The sequence below is a fragment of the Candidatus Streptomyces philanthi genome, assembly GCF_059553635.1.
Genome location: NZ_JCANQV010000033.1, coordinates 1 through 17,913, shown reverse-complemented (window position 1 = coordinate 17,913; position 17,913 = coordinate 1). Strand labels below are relative to the sequence as shown.

Here is a 17,913-nt window from a genome sequence, read left to right as displayed (position 1 = left end):
GGACTTCAATGTGTCTGCGGGCCGGACGCCATCCCGACGAACTCGGCCCATGCTTCACGTCCCACAGCCAATATGAGGCCACCGGGCCGCTTGGAGTCCCGAACGTGTACGGTGCCAGCCGTATCGGCGACCTCGATGCACTGCCCACCCTCGGCGCCGCTATAGCTGCTCTTGAACCATCTGAGCGTTGAGCACGTGGGCGAGTTCTCTGTGGTCTTCATAGCTCTCCCAGCAACTTTTCGATGAAGCTCAAGGTCTCTCGTGGATTGAGAGCCTGGCTCCGGATGATTCCATAGCGTGCCGCGGCCAGCCGAACCTCGTCGCGATCGGTCAGAAGGCTGCTGCGTCCTTGTACTTCCATGTACACGAGTTGTTCGTTGCTTTTGCGTGTGACCACGGTGAACGGTCCGTCGACCCCTGCGTTGTCCTCCCGGTCGAGCGGCATCACCTGGAGTTCCACGTTTCGTTTGTGGCCGATCAGGAGCATGTGCTCAAGCTGGCCCTGGAGGACCGCTTTACCACCGAGCCTCCTCCGGAGGACCGACTCCTCCACGACGAAACTCAGCAGTGGAGCCGGCCAGCGGTTGAAGATGTCATGCCGAGCAAGCCGAGCCGAAACGCGCGTCTCGATCGTCTCCTCATCCAGAAGGGGACGCCGCATGGTGAGGAGCGCTCGTGTGTACTCCTCTGTCTGCAACAGCCCGTTGACCACATGTGTGTCGTACGCGCACAGTTCGACCGCCTCTGCTTCCAGACGCGCCATGCTCCGGAAGAACGCCGGGTACTGTGCCCGCTCCACCTCCTCCTTCAACGCCAGGAGCACGCCCTCGGCCCCCAGGACCTCGTCCGCCCGGTCGATGAGCCGCGGTGGTGGAATGCGCCGCCCCTGTTCGAACGAGGCAATCGACTGGGCCGCGTACCCCACCAGCTTGCCGAAGGCATGGCGGTCGAGCCCGGCCCGTAGGCGCAGCAGCTTCAACTGTCGGCCGAAGGCCAGTACCACCCCGGAGCTGGGCATGTCCTCGGGCCGCCGCCCCGCGGGCTCCCGCTCTGCCGCGTCATGCATCCCCGTCGTCCCTCCTGCGCACGTACACCGCGCCGACCGTCGCGTACAAGCAGTACGCGACTGCGCGTCACCCATGGTCACGCTACGGCACCGCGCTCCACGCTGAGCACATGACCACTCAGCCGGTTGACGCCGCCACCCACACACAACCCACCAGCTCCACGCATCACTTCGAGATGCGGTTCAGCTCCACGCCGCGCGGCGCCCGCCTCGCCCGACGGCTGTCCGCGGAGCGGCTCGACACCTGGGGCATTCCGTACGGCACGGAGGCCCATGACACGCTCACCCTCCTCGTGGCCGAACTCGGCGCGAACGCCGTCCAGCACGGCCGGGTCCCCGGACGGGACTTCCGGCTGCGGCTCACGAGCCACGAGAGCCGCGTACGCATCGAGGTCACCGACACCCGCGGAGAGCAGCTCCCACAACCTCCCGAAGGGCTCCCGGGAGCCGATCGCACGGACGGGCGGGGCCTGCTGCTGGTGGACAACCTCGCCGACCGGTGGGGATGGTGCCCCCGGAACTGTGGCGGCCCCGGCAAGACGGTCTGGGCCGAATACACGCTTCCCCGGAAGAAGGCGGAGGCGATCCCCCATCGACCATAAACGCTATTTTCGGCCATCTGCCTGGACGAGGATTGCGCTGTCCACGAGACTTGTCCCCGGCCAGAGAGCCGACCTACCACCCTTGTGAGCGTACGGCCGGCGCACGGACGCAACGGGGGCAAGGGTGCCGCAGCAGGTGATCGCCGGACGCTACGAACTGCTGGAAGAACTCAACCACGGCGGCATGGGCGACGTATGGCGCGGCTATGACGCCGTGCTCGACCGGCCGGTGGCGGTGAAGCTGATCCGGCAGCAGTCCATCACCTCCTCCCAGCTCGCGGAGGAGTTCGCCAAGCGCTTCCGCCGTGAGGCACGCATCACCGCGCGCATCCAGCATCCCGGCGTGCCGCAGGTGTACGACGCGGTGCTCGACGACTCGTACGAGCATCTCTTCCTTGTGATGGAGCTGGTCGACGGCGCACCGCTGTCCGCGTACCTCCGCTCCGGACACCCTCTGCCCGTCAGCTGGGCGGCTGCCGTCGCCGCGCAGGTGGCGACGGTCCTGTCATATGCCCACGAAGTGCCGGCCATACACCGCGACCTCAAGCCGAGCAATATCCTCATCGCCCGCGACGGGACGGTGAAGGTCCTCGATTTCGGCATCGCGGCCATCCTGCGCACCGACGTGACCAAGCTGACTGCCACGGGGACGCCGATCGGTACGTCTCAGTACATGTCCCCGGAGCAGGTGCGCGGCGGCCGGATCACCCCGCAGACCGATATGTACGCACTCGGCTGCATCCTCCACGAACTGATCGGCGGCCACTCGCTGTTCAGTGCGGACAGTGAGTACCTGGTCATGTACCAGCACGTCAACGCCGCTCCCACGCCGTTGCGCGAGCTGCGCGCCGACGTACCGGCGGCGCTGGAGGAGCTCGTCCTGCACCTGCTGCGCAAGGCGCCGGAGGCACGGCCCGCCGACATCCAGGAGGTGTACGAGCGGCTGCGGTCCTATCTGCCATCTCCCGGCACCGACCCGGCGCCCGTGGAGTCCTGCCCGCCTGACGTGCCCGACCCGACGAGGCTTTTCCGCCATCCGTACGCTCCCCGCGCCCGTGCCCGGACCGGTCCGTGGGTGGCCGGTGAGACCGGCAGGCCGACCGTGCCACCGACACCGGCGCCTGCGCCGGACGCACTCCGCGAGGAGATCAAAGAGGCGTACGCGCACTCCGACGCCCTCTTGGAGGAGTGGCGGTTCGCCCAGGCCGCCGAGGTGCTCGGCGAGGTGATCGAACCGGCCGCCCGCGTGCTCGGCCAGGAAAGCCGCCAGGTGCTGGAGCTGCGCACCCAGCGGGCCGCGATCCGCCTCCTCGGCGGTGACTACCGGGCCGCCCTGCCCGAGTTCGACGCGCTCGCCGACGCCTACGCCCGGATCAACGGCCCGACCAGTGAACCGGCCCGCGCCTGTCAGGCCCAGGCCGCGCGCTGCCGTGCCGAACTCGGACAGGTGACCGAGGCGCTCGGCACGCTGTGGTCCGTCCTCGACGTCGTACGGTCCGTCGACAGCGACGTCAGTGAGGAGGCCGTCGAACTGCGGCGCGACATCGGGATGCTGCTGCTCGCGCAGGGACGGACGGCCGAGGCCCGGAAGATTCTGGAGCCCCTCCACGAGGACCTGTGCGTGGTCTTCGGACCGGACGACGAGATGACGCTGGAGATAGCGGAGGCGCTGGCGTTGATCCGGCTCGATCTCGATGGGGCGGGGTCCTGAGAGCGCAACACCATCAGCCTGCCGCTTATGTAACGATTTTCCCGTCGGTAGGCCGCGAACCACGCCGGCGTACGCCCGGGGAAGGAAGAAGTATGACCAGGAAGCACACCTCGACCGAAAAGCCGGACGTGATCCTTCAGGTTCGCCAGGTGAAGCAGGCCCTGAAATCCGTCTATCTGGACACGGAACTGATCGACGGCAGTGACCTGGTCGGCAAGTCGGCCGAGGACCGTGAGAAGCGCATGCTCTCGCGGGCATTGACGGCCCAGGCCGTACGGATCGTCACCGGTTTCAGCCCTCAGGAAGCGGCTCTCACGGTGATCGACGGCATCGCGGACAAGGGCATCGATGCCATCGCCGTGGTGGACGGGCCCGACCCGCACGTCTATCTGGTCCAAGCGAAGTGGAGCAAGGACGGGAAGGCCAAGGGGGAGCGGGAAACGGTCTGGGAGCTGCTCGCCGGGTTGAGGCTCATCGACGACGAGGACTTCGCCGCGTTCAACCCGCGCGGTCGGCAGTTGGCCGAGTACGCCAAGGCCGTCATGTCCAAGGGCCCCACGCCGGTGACCCAGGTCGCCGTCCTCATGCGGGCGGACGAGGTGAGTGAGGGCTTCCGGCACGCCCTGATCGACGGTGAGAAGGAGTTCAACCGTCACGGTGACGTGCTGAACCATCGGATCATCCTGGCGCCCGAGGTCTGGGCCTCCGTGCGTGAGGACCTTGCGCCTCGGCCGGTCCAGCTTTCGGCCGACCTCTTTCCCTGGTTCGCCATCAGCACTCCGTACGAATCGTTCCAAGGCGTCGTCCAGGCGGAGCAGGTGGCCCAATGGACGGAGCACGGAGCGAATTTGTTCAGCCTGAACATCCGCAATCCGCTCGGGCGAACACCGATCAACAACGAGCTGATCGGCACTCTTACCGATGAACCCGAGAACTTCTGGTATTTCAACAACGGCGTCACCGTGCTGTGCGAGTCGGTGGAAAGGGTCCATCAGGCGATCCGGAACCCTCAGGCACGGCCCATCACTTTGAGGCTCCACAACGCCAGCGTGGTCAACGGTGCCCAGACCGTCCGGTCGGTGGCCGAGGCCATCGCTGCCGATGACACCGCTGCGTATGGCCAGGTGGGTGTCCGCATCATTGTCACGGGCAAGGCCGAGGACTTCGCCAAGCGGACCACTCAGGCCACGAACCGGCAGAACAGGGTCGAGGCACGCGACTTCATCGCACTTGATCCGGTACAGGCCGCGATCATGGAGGAGATGAGGGCCGAACTCGGCCTGGAATACAGCGTTCGTCGGAGCGAACTGGACCCCACGGAGGACACCGGTTGCTCCGTGGTCGAAGCGGCCTGTGCGCTCGCTTGTGCTCACCCCGACAGCCAATACGTCGCCAGGATGGCCACCACGCTCGACGTGCTCTGGGAACGGGGCTCGCAAGGCATCTATGACGTGCTGTTCCGGCCCCAGCCCAGTGCCTACCTACTGTGGAACAGCATCCGGATACTTCGGGAGGTGCGCCGCACCCTTCACGTCCTGCGCCCGGCGTACGAGGGACGGGGGGCAGCACTCACGGAGCATGGCCTCTACCTGCTCACCCACCTCGTTTTCCGCCGTATCGACACGGAGAACATCGACGAGCCCGACCCCGAGCAGACCTGGTCGGCCGCTGCCGTGGAGCAGGTACCCGGCCTGGTGAAGGAGCTGTTGCCCTCGGTTGCCGGGGCGATCGACGAACTCTACGGCGTCCGTTCGCAGATCCGGGCCGTGTGCGCGGATGTCGACCGTTGCCGGGGCGTTGTGCGTCATGTGTTGCTCGCCGGGGAAGAGCCGCAAGAAGGTTCCTCGTCGGACAAGTACCGTCGGGTTCCGGCACAGCGCAAGCCCCGGCGCCCCAATGCGGTGCGCGTTCTCATCGACCAGGCCGCGCTTGAAGAGGGTGCCCCCCTCTCCCTCTCCACCGCCTACCTCACGGAGACCGAAGCCCTCAAGGACTGGCTGGCCCAGGACGAGAAGCGTGGTCGGGCCACCTGGACCAGGCACCGCACCAAGCCGGTCCTCTGGGCGGCCGACGGCAAGCAGTACTCACCGTCCGGTCTGATCACCCGGATGTGGGAGCTGGCCGAATGGGAGAAGCGACCCGTAGCCGTTCAGGGCACCGCCCGTTGGGTGACCGCCACCGGGGAGACCCTCGCCGATCTTGCCTGGCGGGTGCTGGGCGAGCTGGAGGAACCCGACGAGGACGAATAGACCGCACGCGACTGACGAAAGCCGGGCGGGGCGCGCGGATCGAGCGTGCCCCGGACCCGAGTGAGGAGAACGACCCGCCATGCCCCGCCTTGCCTTCGACGTCGGCTTCTGCGCGCAGCTCGGCAAGCTCCAGACCTCTGTGAAACAAGGTGTCTTCGATGCCTGGGAGAAGTTCGAACGCCTCAGCCTGGAGCAGCTGTTCAAGGACCCGGGCCTGAAGCTGGAGTCCCTCAAACAGGCCCGCGACCCCCACATCCGCACCATACGCATCGACCAAGGCACTCGCGGAGTCGTCCTCGCACCCGAGAGCGGAGACACGTTCGTCCTGCTCCGCGTCATGCCGCACGACAAGGCGATCGCCTGGGCGGTCAAGCAGAAGGCCAGCATCAACACGGTCACCCGGGCCGTGGAGATCCGCGACATCACCATGCTCGACGAGCTCACGCCCACCTACGAGCGGATTGCGCCCGCACCCGAGGAGCGTCTCTTCGCCAAGTTCTCCGACGGTGATCTGGCCGCCCTCGGCATCGACGCCACGACCGTGCGGCAGGCACGGGCGCTGACGACGCCGGAGCAGCTGGAGGTGTTCGCGCCGTTCTTCCCGCAGGACCAGCGCGAGGTCCTGGAGTATCTGGCCGCCGGTTTCAGTGTGGAAGACGTCTGGCGGGACGTGGTCGCGGTGAACCTGGCGAACCAGTCGGTGGAGCCCGTGGACCCCACGGACTACGAAGCGGCCATTCAGCGCACCCGTACCCGGATCGCGTTCGTCACCGTCTCCGACGAACTCCGCGACATCCTCGACAAGCCCTTCGCCGCCTGGCGCGTCTTCCTGCACCCGTCCCAGCCAAGGTGGCCTACCGGGCCTCCTACTCCGGCCCTGCCCAGGTCACCGGCGGGCCGGGCACCGGTAAGACGGTCGTCGCACTCCACCGGGTACGCCACCTGCTGCGGCACCTCCGTGACGACGACCGCATTCTGCTGACCACGTACACCAACGCACTCGTCGCGGCGCTGCGCACCGGTCTTGCCACCCTTGTGGAGGACGAGGCGCTGCGTGACCGGGTGGACATCATGACCGTCGATGCGTTCGCCGGCCGCGTAGCGCCGACATCGAGGCGGCCACTGCGCGCCCACGAGGAACAAGCCTGCTGGGAGGAGGCTGCTCGGGCCACCGGTTTCACCGGAACCGCGCAGTTCCTGGCCCAGGAGTACAAGCACGTCGTCCTCGCGCAGAACATCCGCACCTGTGAGGAGTACGAGCGCGCCGAGCGCAAGGGGCGCGGTAGCGCCCTGCCCGTCGCAGCTCGCCCCCTGGTCTGGCATGCCGTCCAGCATTTCATGGAGCGACTCGCCACCGATGGGCTGCGCACTTATCTGGGCACCTGCGTCGAGGCGGCCGACCTGCTCCGAGCAAGCGGCCCGCGCTACCGGCACGTCGTCGTCGACGAAGCGCAGGATCTTCATCCCGCTCAGTGGAGGCTCTTGCGTGCCGCTGCCCCGGAGCGGCCTGATGACCTGTTCATTGCGGGTGACCCGCACCAGCGGATCTACGACACGAAGGTGTCCTTGAAGGCCATCGGGATCAAGGTGGCAGGACGGTCGACCAAGATGCGCAAGAACTACCGTTCCACCCACGAGATCCTCAGCTGGTCCACCGCTCTCCTCCACGGCCGCAGGTTCGAGGAACTTGCCGAGGAGGGACGCAACGAGACCTTGCTGGGCTACCGCTCCGCCTTGCACGGCAACAGGCCGGAGGCGTACGAGGCCCCCTCCCCGGAAGCCGAACTGGAAGCTCTGGTCAAGCGTGTCGGCGGTTGGCTCGACAGCGGCATCCCTGCCGGTGAGATCGGGGTGAGCGGCCGGTTCAACAAGACATGCGACCGTGCGGCCGAAGCCCTCGTTTCCGCCGGTATCCCGGCCTTCCGGGTGCGCGGTGACACCCCCATGGCGTCGGACGCCGTCAATGTCGGCACCATGCATTCCTTCAAGGGCCTGGAATATCGTTGCGTGGCCGTCGTCGGGGTGCACGACGGAGCTCTGCCGTTCCCCGCGGCGGTGACCGCCCCCGACGTCGACCGATTTCAGCACGAGGCAGACCTGTTGGCAGAGCGGTGCCTGCTGTTCGTGGCCTGTACCCGGGCCCGCGACGGACTGTACGTATCGTGGTCCGGGAGGCCGAGCCTGTTCTTGGCGGAATCGGTTCTGTAGCCGTGGTGCGCGGCAGTTCCTGATCTCTGCCGTAGCTGCTGTGCTTGGCCAACGTCACCGGATCTGCTTCGCTGCCCGGTCTTTCCTTCAGGCGGGCCGCCCCTGACCGGCCGTCCGGGCGCAGACGATGCGGGACAGGTCGAGGGGTGTCAGGGCGTCCTGCCGGTTCCACAGGGCGGGGTCGAGCATGTCGTGTTGGCGGATGTGTTCGATCTGGGTGAAGCCGTGGGTGGTCAGCAGGGTGGTGAGGTCGTCGGGGGTGAAGCAGCTGTGCCAAGGTTCGCCCTGGCCGGCGGCGAAGGCGGAGATGGCGTCGACGTACTGCTGGGCGGCGGGGGCCCGTAGGGGCCTCGGCAGGATGTAGTCCATGACGATCTCCGTGCCCGGGGCGAAGGACCCGAGTGCACCGAGCGTCCGGGCGACGGCCTCCGCGCTGAGGTACATGCTGACGCCCAGCCAGGTGACGACGGCCGGGCGGTGCGGGTCGAAGCCGTGGTCGCGGAGGCCGTCGGCGAGTGTCTTTTCCTCGAAGTCGAGTGGCACATGGGTGACATGGGCGGGAACGGGGATGTGTGCGGCCGCCAGCCGGTCCCGCTTTTCCCGTTGTGCGGCGGGCCGGTCGACCTCGAAGACGCGGACGTGCGGGGCGGGTGTGGCCCGGTACGCGAAGGTGTCGAGCCCGGCGCCGAGGACCACGTACTGGTCGATGCCGGAGCGGAGGGCGCGTTCGACGCGTTCCTCGGAGTAGCGGCTGCGGCAGACGGCCTGTGCGCGGGCGGCGGCCAGGATGAAGTGGTCCCCGTGCGTGCGGTGGTGCCCGAGGAGTTCCCCTGCCTGTGCGCCGAGCAGTGCTTCGGCGAGGGTGTCGTTGAAGACCAACGGCGGCCGGTCGACCAGGAGATGAGCGGCCCGCGCGGCGGCGGCCATCAAGGCGGTGCTGTTCGCGTTCTTTTCCATGCCGGACACCGTAATGCTGTTTCATGACATCATAACAGAAAAAGAAAAATTCCCCAATACCCTGACAATTTCGAATCGATATCGATGGGGCATTTCTGGGTGGCGGGTCCTCGATGCGGGTGGACGTCGTCGACTCCCCGGCGTTCGGGCCGGGGCGGGCTGCCGGACCACGGCGTGGCGCGCGGGGGATTTCGGTGGCCGACGGCGTGGGGGTGGTACACCTCCCGGCCCTATGGACAAATAAGTCCGTACTTGTCGACGCCGGAAGGTGCGCAACACAATCGGTCCGTGTCTGAGAACTCTTCTGGTCTCTCCCGTCGCATCGGCTCCTGGGTCAGTGGTGTGGGGTGGGGGGACGTACCCGAGGCTGTACGGACAAGGGCGGTTGACGCGCTGCGGGACGTGGTGGCGGTGATGTTCGGCGGGGCGGGGACGACCGCCGCCGGGCTGGCCGCGGACCATGCGCGGACCAGTCCCGGTGACGCCCCGCTGGCCGCGGGCGGCTTCGCGGACCCGGTCAGGGCCGCGTTCGCCAACGCGACGGCGGCCACCGCGCTGGACTTCGAGGACGGGCACTACCTGGGGGGCGGCATCCATCCCGGGTCGGTCGTGGTCGCGGCGGCCCTCGCCACCGCGCCGGCCACGGCCACCGTCCGGGAGGTCGTGACCGCGCAGATCGCCGGGTACGAAGTGGCGCTGCGCGCCGGAGCGTTGCTGTGGCCCCGGCACGCGGGGGACTGGTACCACTGCACCGGTACGGCCGGGACCCTGGGCGCCGCCGCGGCCGCCGCCCGGTTGCGGGGGCTGGACGCCGAGGCGACCACCCGGGCGCTCGTTCTGGCGTGGCAGCACGCGCCGATGGCCACGTTCGCGCTGCCGATGGCCAAGGAGTCCATCGGCTGGGGCGCTTCGGCCGGTGTCGCGGCGGCGGAGCTGGCCGAAGCCGGCTTCCTCCGTCTGCCGGACGGCTATGACCCGCCCGCCCTGCCGGGCTTCGCGGCGACACCCTTCGATGTCCCGGGCGCCGAGGACAACACCTTCGTCACCAGCGTCGGCGAGGTCTTCGAGAGCGGCCGGACGTACTTCAAGCGCTACGCCTGCTGCCGCTACATCCACGCGGCCGCACACGGACTCGGTGTGCTCGTACGCCAACTCGGCATCGACGCGAGCGAGATCGAGGAGATCGAGGTGCACACCCACAAGGGGGCCCTGTTCCTGGCCGAGGCCGACCCGCGGACGCTGGAGCACGCCCAGTACAGCTTCCCGCATGTGCTCGCCGCGATCGCGCTGGACGGGGCCGCGGGCGCGCGGCAGATCAGCGAGGCGCGCCTCGGCGATCCCCGCCGTACCGCCCTTGCCCGCAAGGTCCGGCTGCTGCACGCCCCCGACCTCGACGACGCGCCCCCGGCCGCGTACCCCTCGCGCGTACGGGTGACGACCACCGACGGCCGGCAGGCCGAGGAACTGTTCACCGCGGCGCCGGGCGACCCCGGTTTCCCCCTCGGGGACGGCGAGTTGCGGAGCAAGTGGCAGGAGACGATGACCCTCGCGGTGCCGGAGGACGTGACCGGTGCGGTGCTCGACGGTCTCGGTGACCCGGACCGCGTCGTGGCCGACGTCCTGGCGCCCGCCTGGAAGGCCGCGTCACCACCGGTCGCCGGCTGAGCCGTACGCGCTTCCCGGCAAAGGCGCGCCCCACGGATTCCGTGGGGCGCGCCTTTGTTTTTTCGTTCGGCGGCCGGTCCTCCCCGGTCAACCGTCCATGATCCGGACGGTCCGTTCCTCTCCCGTTGCCCCGTCTCGCCATTCGGTCGCGCGGGCCGGAACACGGCGTGCATGTATATGACACTCGTCACACCATCCTGTGGGGGTGCGACTTCCTCCGTGCGTCCGGGGGTTGGAATTGAGGCCGGCGGTAACGGGTGCTCACGAATATGTCGCTGGTGTAGACCTGGATAGTATCAATTCTGTCTACAGCCTCAAGGGCGACGGAGCCCTGCCGCGTGACCGCCGCCCGGGCCTCTGGTGGTCGGAATTCCGCACGCATTTGGCTGGTTGACACGGCTGCCGTGGCGATGTGTATGTTCACGCCAGGTGAAGCAGCGCCGCGGTGGGAGCGCGGGTTTCCGCCGTACGGCGAATGAGCCCTTGGGGGATCAATTGCTTGTCAGGTTAGGGGAACGGTGGGCCGCGACGATTGTTCGCGGCCGTATGCGACGAATACCGCCGCCGCGCACGCCGGGCGGCCTCACCAGGAGGCGCTGATCCATGGGCGACGAGACGACCCCGACCGCGCCCGGCCCGCGCGTCGCGGCGCCCGGCCGTGCCCTGCCGGACTGCCTCATGGACCCGGTACGGGTGCCGATCGCCGCACTGTCGGCGGGCGATTCGCCCCGGTTGAGCGGTGCCGACGCCGAGCACTGCCAGGTGCTGGCCGAGGCCGGCGCCGAACTGCCCCCGATCGTCGTGCACCGCGCGACGATGCGTGTGATCGACGGTGCCCACCGGCTGCGGGCCGCCGAACTGCGCGGTGACACCGACATCGCGGTGCGCTTCTTCCTCGGCAGCGCGCAGGACGCGTACGTCCTGTCCGTCGAGGCCAACACCACGCACGGCCTGCCCCTGTCCAAGGCGGAGCGGATGGTCGCCGCCGACCGGATCATCGACTCGCACCCCCAGTGGTCGGACCGGTCCATCGCGGCGGTGGTGGGACTGTCCGCGCGGACGGTCGCCGCGCTGCGGCACCGTTCAAACGCGGCACGACCGCAGTCGAACGTGCGCATAGGCCGCGACGGCAGGGCCCGGCCGCTCAGCAGCGCGGCGGGCCGCCGGCTGGCGGGCGAGCTGATGACGAGCGACCCGAGCGCGTCGCTGCGGCAGATCGCCGGGATCGTCGGACTGTCCCCGGCGACGGTGCTCGATGTGCGCCGCCGGCTCGACCGGGGCGACGACCCCGTGCCCTCCGGGCGGCGCGGCTCCCCGGTGCGCGCGGTGCCGCCGCGCGCGGACGGACTCGGCCAGGACGAACTCGACGCCCTTCTGCAGACCCTGGCCAAGGACCCGGCGCTGCGGTTCACCGAGGCCGGACGCCTGCTGCTGCGCTGGCTGCACCAGCAGGCTTCGGGCACCGAGGACCACGCCGAACTGCTCAGCAATGTGCCCGCGCACTGCGCCGGCCTGGTCGCCGTGTTCGTCCGCCGCTGCGGGGAACGGTGGCTGGAGATGGCCAAGGAACTGGAACAGCGGCGGCGCCAGATGGCCTGACCCGCGCGGATGTCCGCCCCGGGGCGGCTGGTCCGGTCCGCCACGACTGCTCGCCGACCCCACCGGCCCCGGAAGGAACCCGACGCCCCGGATTCCCCGCCGTGTCGCCCGGTGATTCCATGGAATTCCCCTTCCCGCCGTAGCTCCCGCCCCCGGCGAAACCCTCGTAACGACCAACGGAAAGGGGGCGGAAGGCCCTACCCGATCCCCGTCCCTCGCGGGCGTCTCCGGAGAACACTCCGGAGGCGCCCGCTTTCCCTTTCCCGCGCTTCCTCCCTCGCGCGCACCATCCCACCAGCGGCAATGCGGAAGCGCCGCAGGGCATTCTTCCAGGGTTGCCGTCCGCTGCCGCATCCCGGTATGCCGAATCCGAATTAACGGCATGTCAAAATCGTGCGAAGAGAACCGTTCAATTTCCCTCCGCTGAACTCGTTCAATACTGCGGAACGACATCTCTGTTGAACTGCGGGACACCTCGTTAGCATCCTTCACGGAACGGCGCGGAAGCGTCCGTATTTCCCCTCCCGTTCCCGTTTTCCCAGAATTCTCCGGCAATGCCGACGGGCCCTCGCACGGCCCCGCACCGGTGAATTGCCGCCCCGATCTCCGCCGTACGAGAGGAAAGTCGTGGCCCTTCCCGACGACCCGACCGCCACCCCCGATGACGCCACCGTTCCCGACCCCGCGGAAGCGTGGGGCTTCGAGACCCGGCAGATCCACGCCGGACACACGTCGGACCCCACCAGCAACGCCAGGGCACTGCCGATCTACCAGACCACCTCTTACACCTTCGAGAACACCGACCACGCCAGGGCGCTGTTCTCGCTGGAGGAGACCGGCAACGTCTACAGCCGCATCATGAACCCGACCCAGGACGCGATCGAGCAGCGCATCGCCGCCCTGGAAGGAGGCGTGGCGGCACTGCTGCTCTCCTCCGGGCAGGCCGCCGTCGCCACCGCCGTCCTCAACGTCGCCGCGTCGGGCGGCCACATCGTCTCCAGCCCGCGCCTCTACGGCGGCAGTTACACCCTCTTCCGGCACACCCTGAAGCGCTTCGGCATCACGGTCACCTTCGTCGACGATCCCGACGACCTCGACCAGTGGCGGGCCGCGGTCCGGCCGAACACCAAGGCGTTCTTCGGGGAGAGCATCTCCAACCCGCGCAACGACGTGTTCGACATCGAAGGCGTCTCCTCCGTCGCCCACGAGCACGGCATCCCCCTGCTCATCGACAACACCGTCGCCACCCCCTACCTCATCCAGCCGCTGCGCCACGGCGCCGACATCGTGGTGCACTCCGCGACCAAGTACCTCGGCGGACACGGCACCACCATCGCCGGAGTCCTCGTCGACGGCGGCACCTTCGACTGGGCCTCCGGCCGCTTCGACGACTTCACCACCCCCGACCCCAGCTACCACGGCCTGGTCTACGCCGAACTCGGCCCGCCCGCCTACGCGATCAAGGCACGGGTCGCCCTGCTGCGCGACCTCGGCCCCGCCATCTCCCCGTTCAGCGCCTTCCTCCTGGGACAGGGCATCGAAACGCTCAGCCTGCGCGTCGAACGGCACATACAGAACGCCACCGCCGTCGCCGCATTCCTCGCCGAACAGCCCGGCGTGGAGTCCGTCGCCTACGCCGGCCTGCCGTCCTCGCCCTGGTACGAGCGCGGCAAGCGGCTCGCCCCCCGCGGCACCGGCGCCGTCGTCGCCTTCGAGGCGGCCGGCGGCGAGAAGGCCGCCACCCGCTTCATCGACGCGCTGACCCTGCACAGCCATGTCGCCAACATCGGCGACGTCCGCTCCCTGGTGCTGCACCCGGCGACCACCAGCCACGGGCAGCTCAGCACGGCGGAACAGCTCACCGCGGGCGTCACCCCCGCCACCGTACGGCTGTCGGTCGGCCTGGAGTCGATCGACGACATCCTGGCGGACCTGCGGGCCGGGTTCGCCGCGGCGGAACAGTGACCGTCGGCCTGGCGCGGCCCGTGCCCCGGGCGGACTTCCCCCCGCCCGACGGCCGGCCGCGCCATGTCGGCATCGGGCCGCTGACGCTGGAGTCCGGCGCGCGGCTGCCCGACGTACGGCTGGCGGTGCAGTGCTGGGGCCGGCCCACGGCGGACCGCGGCAATGTCGTCCTGGTGCTGCACGCCCTCACCGGCGACGCCCATGTCACCGGGCCCGCCGGCCCCGGCCGTCCCACCCCCGGCTGGTGGGACGGGCTCGTCGGCGCGCACCGCCCGCTGGACACCCGGACCTGGTGCGTCCTCGCCGCCAATGTCCTCGGCGGCTGCCGGGGCAGCACCGGCCCGGCCTCCCCGCACCCCGCGGGCGGGGCCTGGGGCGGCCGCTTCCCTCGGATCACCGTGCGCGACCAGGTCGCCGCGGAGGCCGCGCTCGCCGATGCCCTCGGCGTCCGCCGGTTCGCCGCGGTGGTCGGCGGGTCCATGGGCGGGGCCCGCGCCCTGGAGTGGGCGATCGGCCACCCGCACCGCGTCGGCGCCGCCCTCGTCCTGGCCGTCGGCGCCCGCGCCACCGCCGACCAGATCGGCACCCAGTCCACCCAGATCGAGGCGATCACCGGCGACCCGGACTGGCAGGACGGCAACTACCACGGCACCGGCCGCGCCCCCACCGCCGGGCTCGCCGTGGCCCGCCGCATCGCCCACCTCACCTACCGCACCGAACGCGAGCTCGACGACCGCTTCGGCAACACCCCCCAACACCCCGGCGAACCCCTGTACGCCGTGGAGAGCTACCTGCGCCACCAGGCACGCAAGCTCGTCGACCGCTTCGACCCGGCCAGCTATGTGGTCCTCACCCGCGCCCTCAACGGCCATGACGTCGGCCGGGGACGCGGCGGGGTGGACGCCGCGCTGGCCGGCTGCCCCGTACCGGCCGTGGTCGCCGGGATCGACAGCGACCGCCTCTATCCCCTGCGTCTCCAGCGCGAACTGGCCGACAAGCTGCCCGGCTGCCGCGGCCTGGAAGTGATCCGTTCCCGGCAGGGGCACGACGGCTTCCTCACCGAGACCGAGGCCGTCGGCGCGCTGCTCACCACGACCCTGAGCCTGGCCTGACCCCGGAAGGAGCCCCCGTGGCCCGCATCCCCTACCCCCGCTTCGCCCCCGGCTTCCGCATGCCGACACCGATCTACGGCGACCCGCAGGACGGCACCCTGCTCAATGTGTTCCGCATGCTCGGGCACAGCCCCGCCCTGCTCGAAGCGGTCGCCCACCTCGGGGCCACCCAGCTCACCGAGGGCGAACTCCCCGACACCGACCGGGAACTGACCATCCTCGCCGCCTCCCGCTGCTTCGCCTCCGACTACGTCTGGGCCCAGCACGCCCAACTCGCCGCCGAGTTCGGCGTCGCCCCCGACCAGCTCGCCGCACTCTCCGCGCACGACTTCGCCGCCCCCTGCTTCGACCGTTCCCAGCAGGGCCTGCTGGCTCTCGTCGCCGAGGTCGCGGCCAGCACCCGCGCCGACGACGCCCTGCTGGACCGCGTCCGCGAGGAACGCGGCGACCGGCAACTCGTCGAGATCATCGCCCTCGTCGGCGTGTACTTCCTCGTCTCCCGGATCAACACCACCCTCGACATCGACATCGACCGGCGCGAGCTGGACAACGCCCTGTCCGCCGCCGGCCACCAGCGGACCGGCTCCCTGCCCCGGTAGCGGCGGGACCGCCCCGCCCGCCGCCGCACCCGGTCCCGCACGTTCACCCCGGATTCCCTCGCACCCCCGCCCCGCGTCAGAAAAGGGAAAGACCGTGCACAACACGACGTCCAGCGTTGAGGTTCCCCCGAACCCGGCAGGCGCGATCGCCGTGGTCGGCATGTCCTGCCGGTTCGCCCAGGCGTCCACGACCGCGGAACTGTGGACGCTCCTGCGCGAAGGCCGCGACACGATCACCGAGGTGCCACCGGACCGATGGGACGCGGACGCGTTCCACGACAGCGACCGCACGGCACCCGGCCGGACGACCTCCCGGTGGGGATCGTTCCTCGACGGCATCGACCGCTTCGACCCGGCCTTCTTCCACCTGTCACCGCGCGAGGCCGCGATGACCGACCCCCAGCAGCGCCTCATGCTCGAACTCGGTTGGGAGGCGCTGGAGGACGCCCGGGTGCGGCCCGGCGCGCTGCGCGGCCGCCGGGTCGGGGTGTTCGTCGGCTCCATCTGGGACGACTTCACGCGCCTGGTCTACCGGGACGCGGTGGACGCCAGCACCCAGCACACCATGCCGGGCGTCCAACGCGGCATGATCGCCAACCGCCTCTCGTACTTCCTCGGCACCACCGGCCCCAGCCTCGTCGTGGACACCGGCCAGTCCTCCTCCCTGGTCGCCCTCCACCTGGCCTGCGAAAGCCTCCGCCACGGCGAGTCCGAGACCGCCATCGCCGCCGGGATCAACCTCAGCCTGCTCCCGGAGACCTCCGTGATCTCCGCCAAGTGGGGCGGCCTCTCCCCGGACGGGCGCTGCCACACCTTCGACGCCCGCGCCAACGGCTATGTCCGCGGCGAGGGCGGCGGCGCCGTCGTCCTCAAACCGCTCGACCGGGCCGTCGCCGACGGGGACCGCGTCCACTGCGTCGTCCTCGGCGGCGCCGTCGGCCACGGCGCCGGCGCCGCCGCGACCACCCCCGACGAACAGGCCCAACGCGAGGTGCTCCGCCTCGCCTACGAGAACGCCCGGACCGACCCGGCGGACGTGCAGTACGTGGAACTGCACGGCACGGGAACGAAGGTCGGCGACCCGATCGAGGCCGCCGCGCTCGGGGCCGTCGTCGGCACCGCCGGAAACGGCCGTACCCTCCGCGTCGGCTCGGTCAAGACCAACCTCGGCCATCTGGAAGGGGCCGCCGGCATCGCCGGATTCCTCAAGGTCGCCCTGAGCATCCGGCACCGCAGCCTGCCCGCCAGCCTCAACTACCGCACCCCGAACCCCGACATCCCCCTGGACACCCTCCGCCTCGCCGTACAGCAGGAGACCGGCGCCTGGCCCGCCGGCAACGCCCCGCTCATCGCGGGCGTCAGCTCCTTCGGCATGGGCGGCACCAACTGCCATGTGGTGGTGACCGAACCCCCCGCGCCCACCCCCGCGACACCCCGCCCGGACGACACACCGCGGCCCACCGCATGGGTCCTCTCGGGCCGCACCAAGGACGCCCTGGACGCCCAGGCACGACGGCTGCGCGGCCACCTGGCGGGACGGGACGACTGGCACCCGCTGGACGTGGGCCTGTCGCTGGCGACGACCCGTACGGTCTTCGACCGCCGTGCGGTGGTGGTCGGCACCGACCGCGACGAGCTGCTGGCACGGCTGAAACGGGTGACGGGCGCCCAGCCGCTGGTGCCGGGCGGCGTGGGCTTCCTGTTCGCCGGCCAGGGGGCGCAGCGCGCGGGGATGGGGGCCGGGCTGACGGCGCGTTTCCCGGTGTTCGCGGCGGCCTTCGACGAGGTGTGCGAGCGGTTCGAGGGACTGTCGTTGCGTGAGGCGGTCTCTTCGGGGGAGGGGCTGGACGAGACGGGGGTGACGCAGCCGGCGTTGTTCGCGTTCGAGGTGGCGTTGTTCCGGCTGGTGTCGTCGTGGGGCATCACCCCCGACCTCCTTCTCGGGCACTCCATCGGCGAGATCGCGGCCGCCCACGTGGCGGGAGTCCTGTCCCTGGACGACGCGGTGACGCTGGTGGGGGCGCGCGGACGGCTGATGCAGGCGTTGCCGCCGGGCGGGGCGATGGTGGCGGTGAATGCCGCGGAGTCGGTGGTGGTGCCGTTGCTCGGGGAGCGTACGGGGCTTGCCGCGGTCAATGGTCCGTCGTCGGTGGTGGTCGCGGGCGCCGAGGACGAGGTCC

Annotated in this window: 12 protein-coding genes and 1 pseudogene; 10 read left to right on the top strand and 3 right to left on the bottom strand. The window is 69.8% G+C overall.

What is annotated here, in order from left to right:
• Window positions 1-5: 5 nt before the first annotated feature.
• On the bottom strand, window positions 6-221 hold the full coding sequence (locus tag AC51EU_RS06765; RefSeq protein WP_496265745.1) for a DUF397 domain-containing protein: 216 nt from the start codon (window positions 219-221) through the stop codon (window positions 6-8).
• Window positions 218-1,066 carry a helix-turn-helix domain-containing protein gene (locus AC51EU_RS06760; protein ID WP_496265744.1) on the bottom strand — a complete coding sequence of 283 codons (849 nt, stop codon included), beginning with the start codon at window positions 1,064-1,066 and terminating at the stop codon, window positions 218-220. Before AC51EU_RS06760 ends, AC51EU_RS06765 begins: the two co-directional genes overlap by 4 nt.
• A gap of 110 nt (window positions 1,067-1,176) precedes the next feature.
• On the opposite strand from AC51EU_RS06760, the gene AC51EU_RS06755 reads away from it, so the two are divergent.
• The 4 genes and pseudogenes from AC51EU_RS06755 (at window position 1,177) to AC51EU_RS06740 (ending at window position 7,836) form a co-directional block, all read left to right on the top strand.
• Window positions 1,177-1,668, top strand: a complete 492-nt coding sequence (locus AC51EU_RS06755) for an ATP-binding protein (RefSeq protein ID WP_496265743.1) — start codon at window positions 1,177-1,179, stop codon at window positions 1,666-1,668.
• 124 nt (window positions 1,669-1,792) lie between these two features.
• Window positions 1,793-3,379 (top strand): serine/threonine-protein kinase, encoded by a 1,587-nt coding sequence (locus AC51EU_RS06750; RefSeq protein WP_496265742.1) that lies wholly within the window; start codon window positions 1,793-1,795, stop codon window positions 3,377-3,379.
• A gap of 92 nt (window positions 3,380-3,471) precedes the next feature.
• On the top strand, window positions 3,472-5,628 hold the full coding sequence (locus tag AC51EU_RS06745) for an AIPR family protein (protein WP_496265741.1): 2,157 nt from the start codon (window positions 3,472-3,474) through the stop codon (window positions 5,626-5,628).
• 79 nt (window positions 5,629-5,707) lie between these two features.
• Window positions 5,708-7,836 (top strand): annotated as a pseudogene (locus tag AC51EU_RS06740) (UvrD-helicase domain-containing protein).
• Window positions 7,837-7,923: 87 nt separating this feature from the next.
• Here AC51EU_RS06740 and AC51EU_RS06735 read toward each other — a convergent pair.
• Window positions 7,924-8,793, bottom strand: coding sequence for a class I SAM-dependent methyltransferase (locus AC51EU_RS06735; protein WP_496265740.1), 870 nt, complete (start codon window positions 8,791-8,793; stop codon window positions 7,924-7,926).
• A gap of 288 nt (window positions 8,794-9,081) precedes the next feature.
• On the opposite strand from AC51EU_RS06735, the gene AC51EU_RS06730 reads away from it, so the two are divergent.
• From AC51EU_RS06730 to AC51EU_RS06705, 6 genes are all read left to right on the top strand, one after another.
• On the top strand, window positions 9,082-10,458 hold the full coding sequence (locus AC51EU_RS06730; RefSeq protein ID WP_496265739.1) for an MmgE/PrpD family protein: 1,377 nt from the start codon (window positions 9,082-9,084) through the stop codon (window positions 10,456-10,458).
• A 603-nt stretch (window positions 10,459-11,061) separates the two neighbouring features.
• Window positions 11,062-12,057, top strand: coding sequence for a streptomycin biosynthesis protein (locus AC51EU_RS06725; RefSeq protein ID WP_496265738.1), 996 nt, complete (start codon window positions 11,062-11,064; stop codon window positions 12,055-12,057).
• Between the two features lie 627 nt (window positions 12,058-12,684).
• Window positions 12,685-14,022, top strand: a complete 1,338-nt coding sequence (locus AC51EU_RS06720; RefSeq protein WP_496265737.1) for a bifunctional o-acetylhomoserine/o-acetylserine sulfhydrylase — start codon at window positions 12,685-12,687, stop codon at window positions 14,020-14,022.
• Window positions 14,019-15,134 (top strand): homoserine O-acetyltransferase MetX, encoded by a 1,116-nt coding sequence (metX, locus tag AC51EU_RS06715; protein ID WP_496265736.1) that lies wholly within the window; start codon window positions 14,019-14,021, stop codon window positions 15,132-15,134. The genes AC51EU_RS06720 and metX overlap by 4 nt, the downstream gene beginning before the upstream one ends.
• 17 nt (window positions 15,135-15,151) lie before the next feature.
• Window positions 15,152-15,733 carry a carboxymuconolactone decarboxylase family protein gene (locus AC51EU_RS06710; protein ID WP_496265735.1) on the top strand — a complete coding sequence of 194 codons (582 nt, stop codon included), beginning with the start codon at window positions 15,152-15,154 and terminating at the stop codon, window positions 15,731-15,733.
• A 160-nt stretch (window positions 15,734-15,893) separates the two neighbouring features.
• The coding region (locus AC51EU_RS06705) for a type I polyketide synthase (RefSeq protein ID WP_496265754.1) at window positions 15,894-17,913 on the top strand (2,020 nt) is incomplete at its 3' end.

Bases quoted from the DNA above. Each gene is read 5' to 3' on its own strand.
- AC51EU_RS06765 (WP_496265745.1), bottom strand. From the start codon at position 221: ATGAAGACCACAGAGAACTCGCCCACGTGCTCAACGCTCAGATGGTTC.
- AC51EU_RS06760 (WP_496265744.1), bottom strand. From the start codon at position 1,066: ATGCATGACGCGGCAGAGCGGGAGCCCGCGGGGCGGCGGCCCGAGGAC.
- AC51EU_RS06755 (WP_496265743.1), top strand. From the start codon at position 1,177: ATGACCACTCAGCCGGTTGACGCCGCCACCCACACACAACCCACCAGC.
- AC51EU_RS06745 (WP_496265741.1), top strand. From the start codon at position 3,472: ATGACCAGGAAGCACACCTCGACCGAAAAGCCGGACGTGATCCTTCAG.
- AC51EU_RS06735 (WP_496265740.1), bottom strand. From the start codon at position 8,793: ATGGAAAAGAACGCGAACAGCACCGCCTTGATGGCCGCCGCCGCGCGG.
- AC51EU_RS06725 (WP_496265738.1), top strand. From the start codon at position 11,062: ATGGGCGACGAGACGACCCCGACCGCGCCCGGCCCGCGCGTCGCGGCG.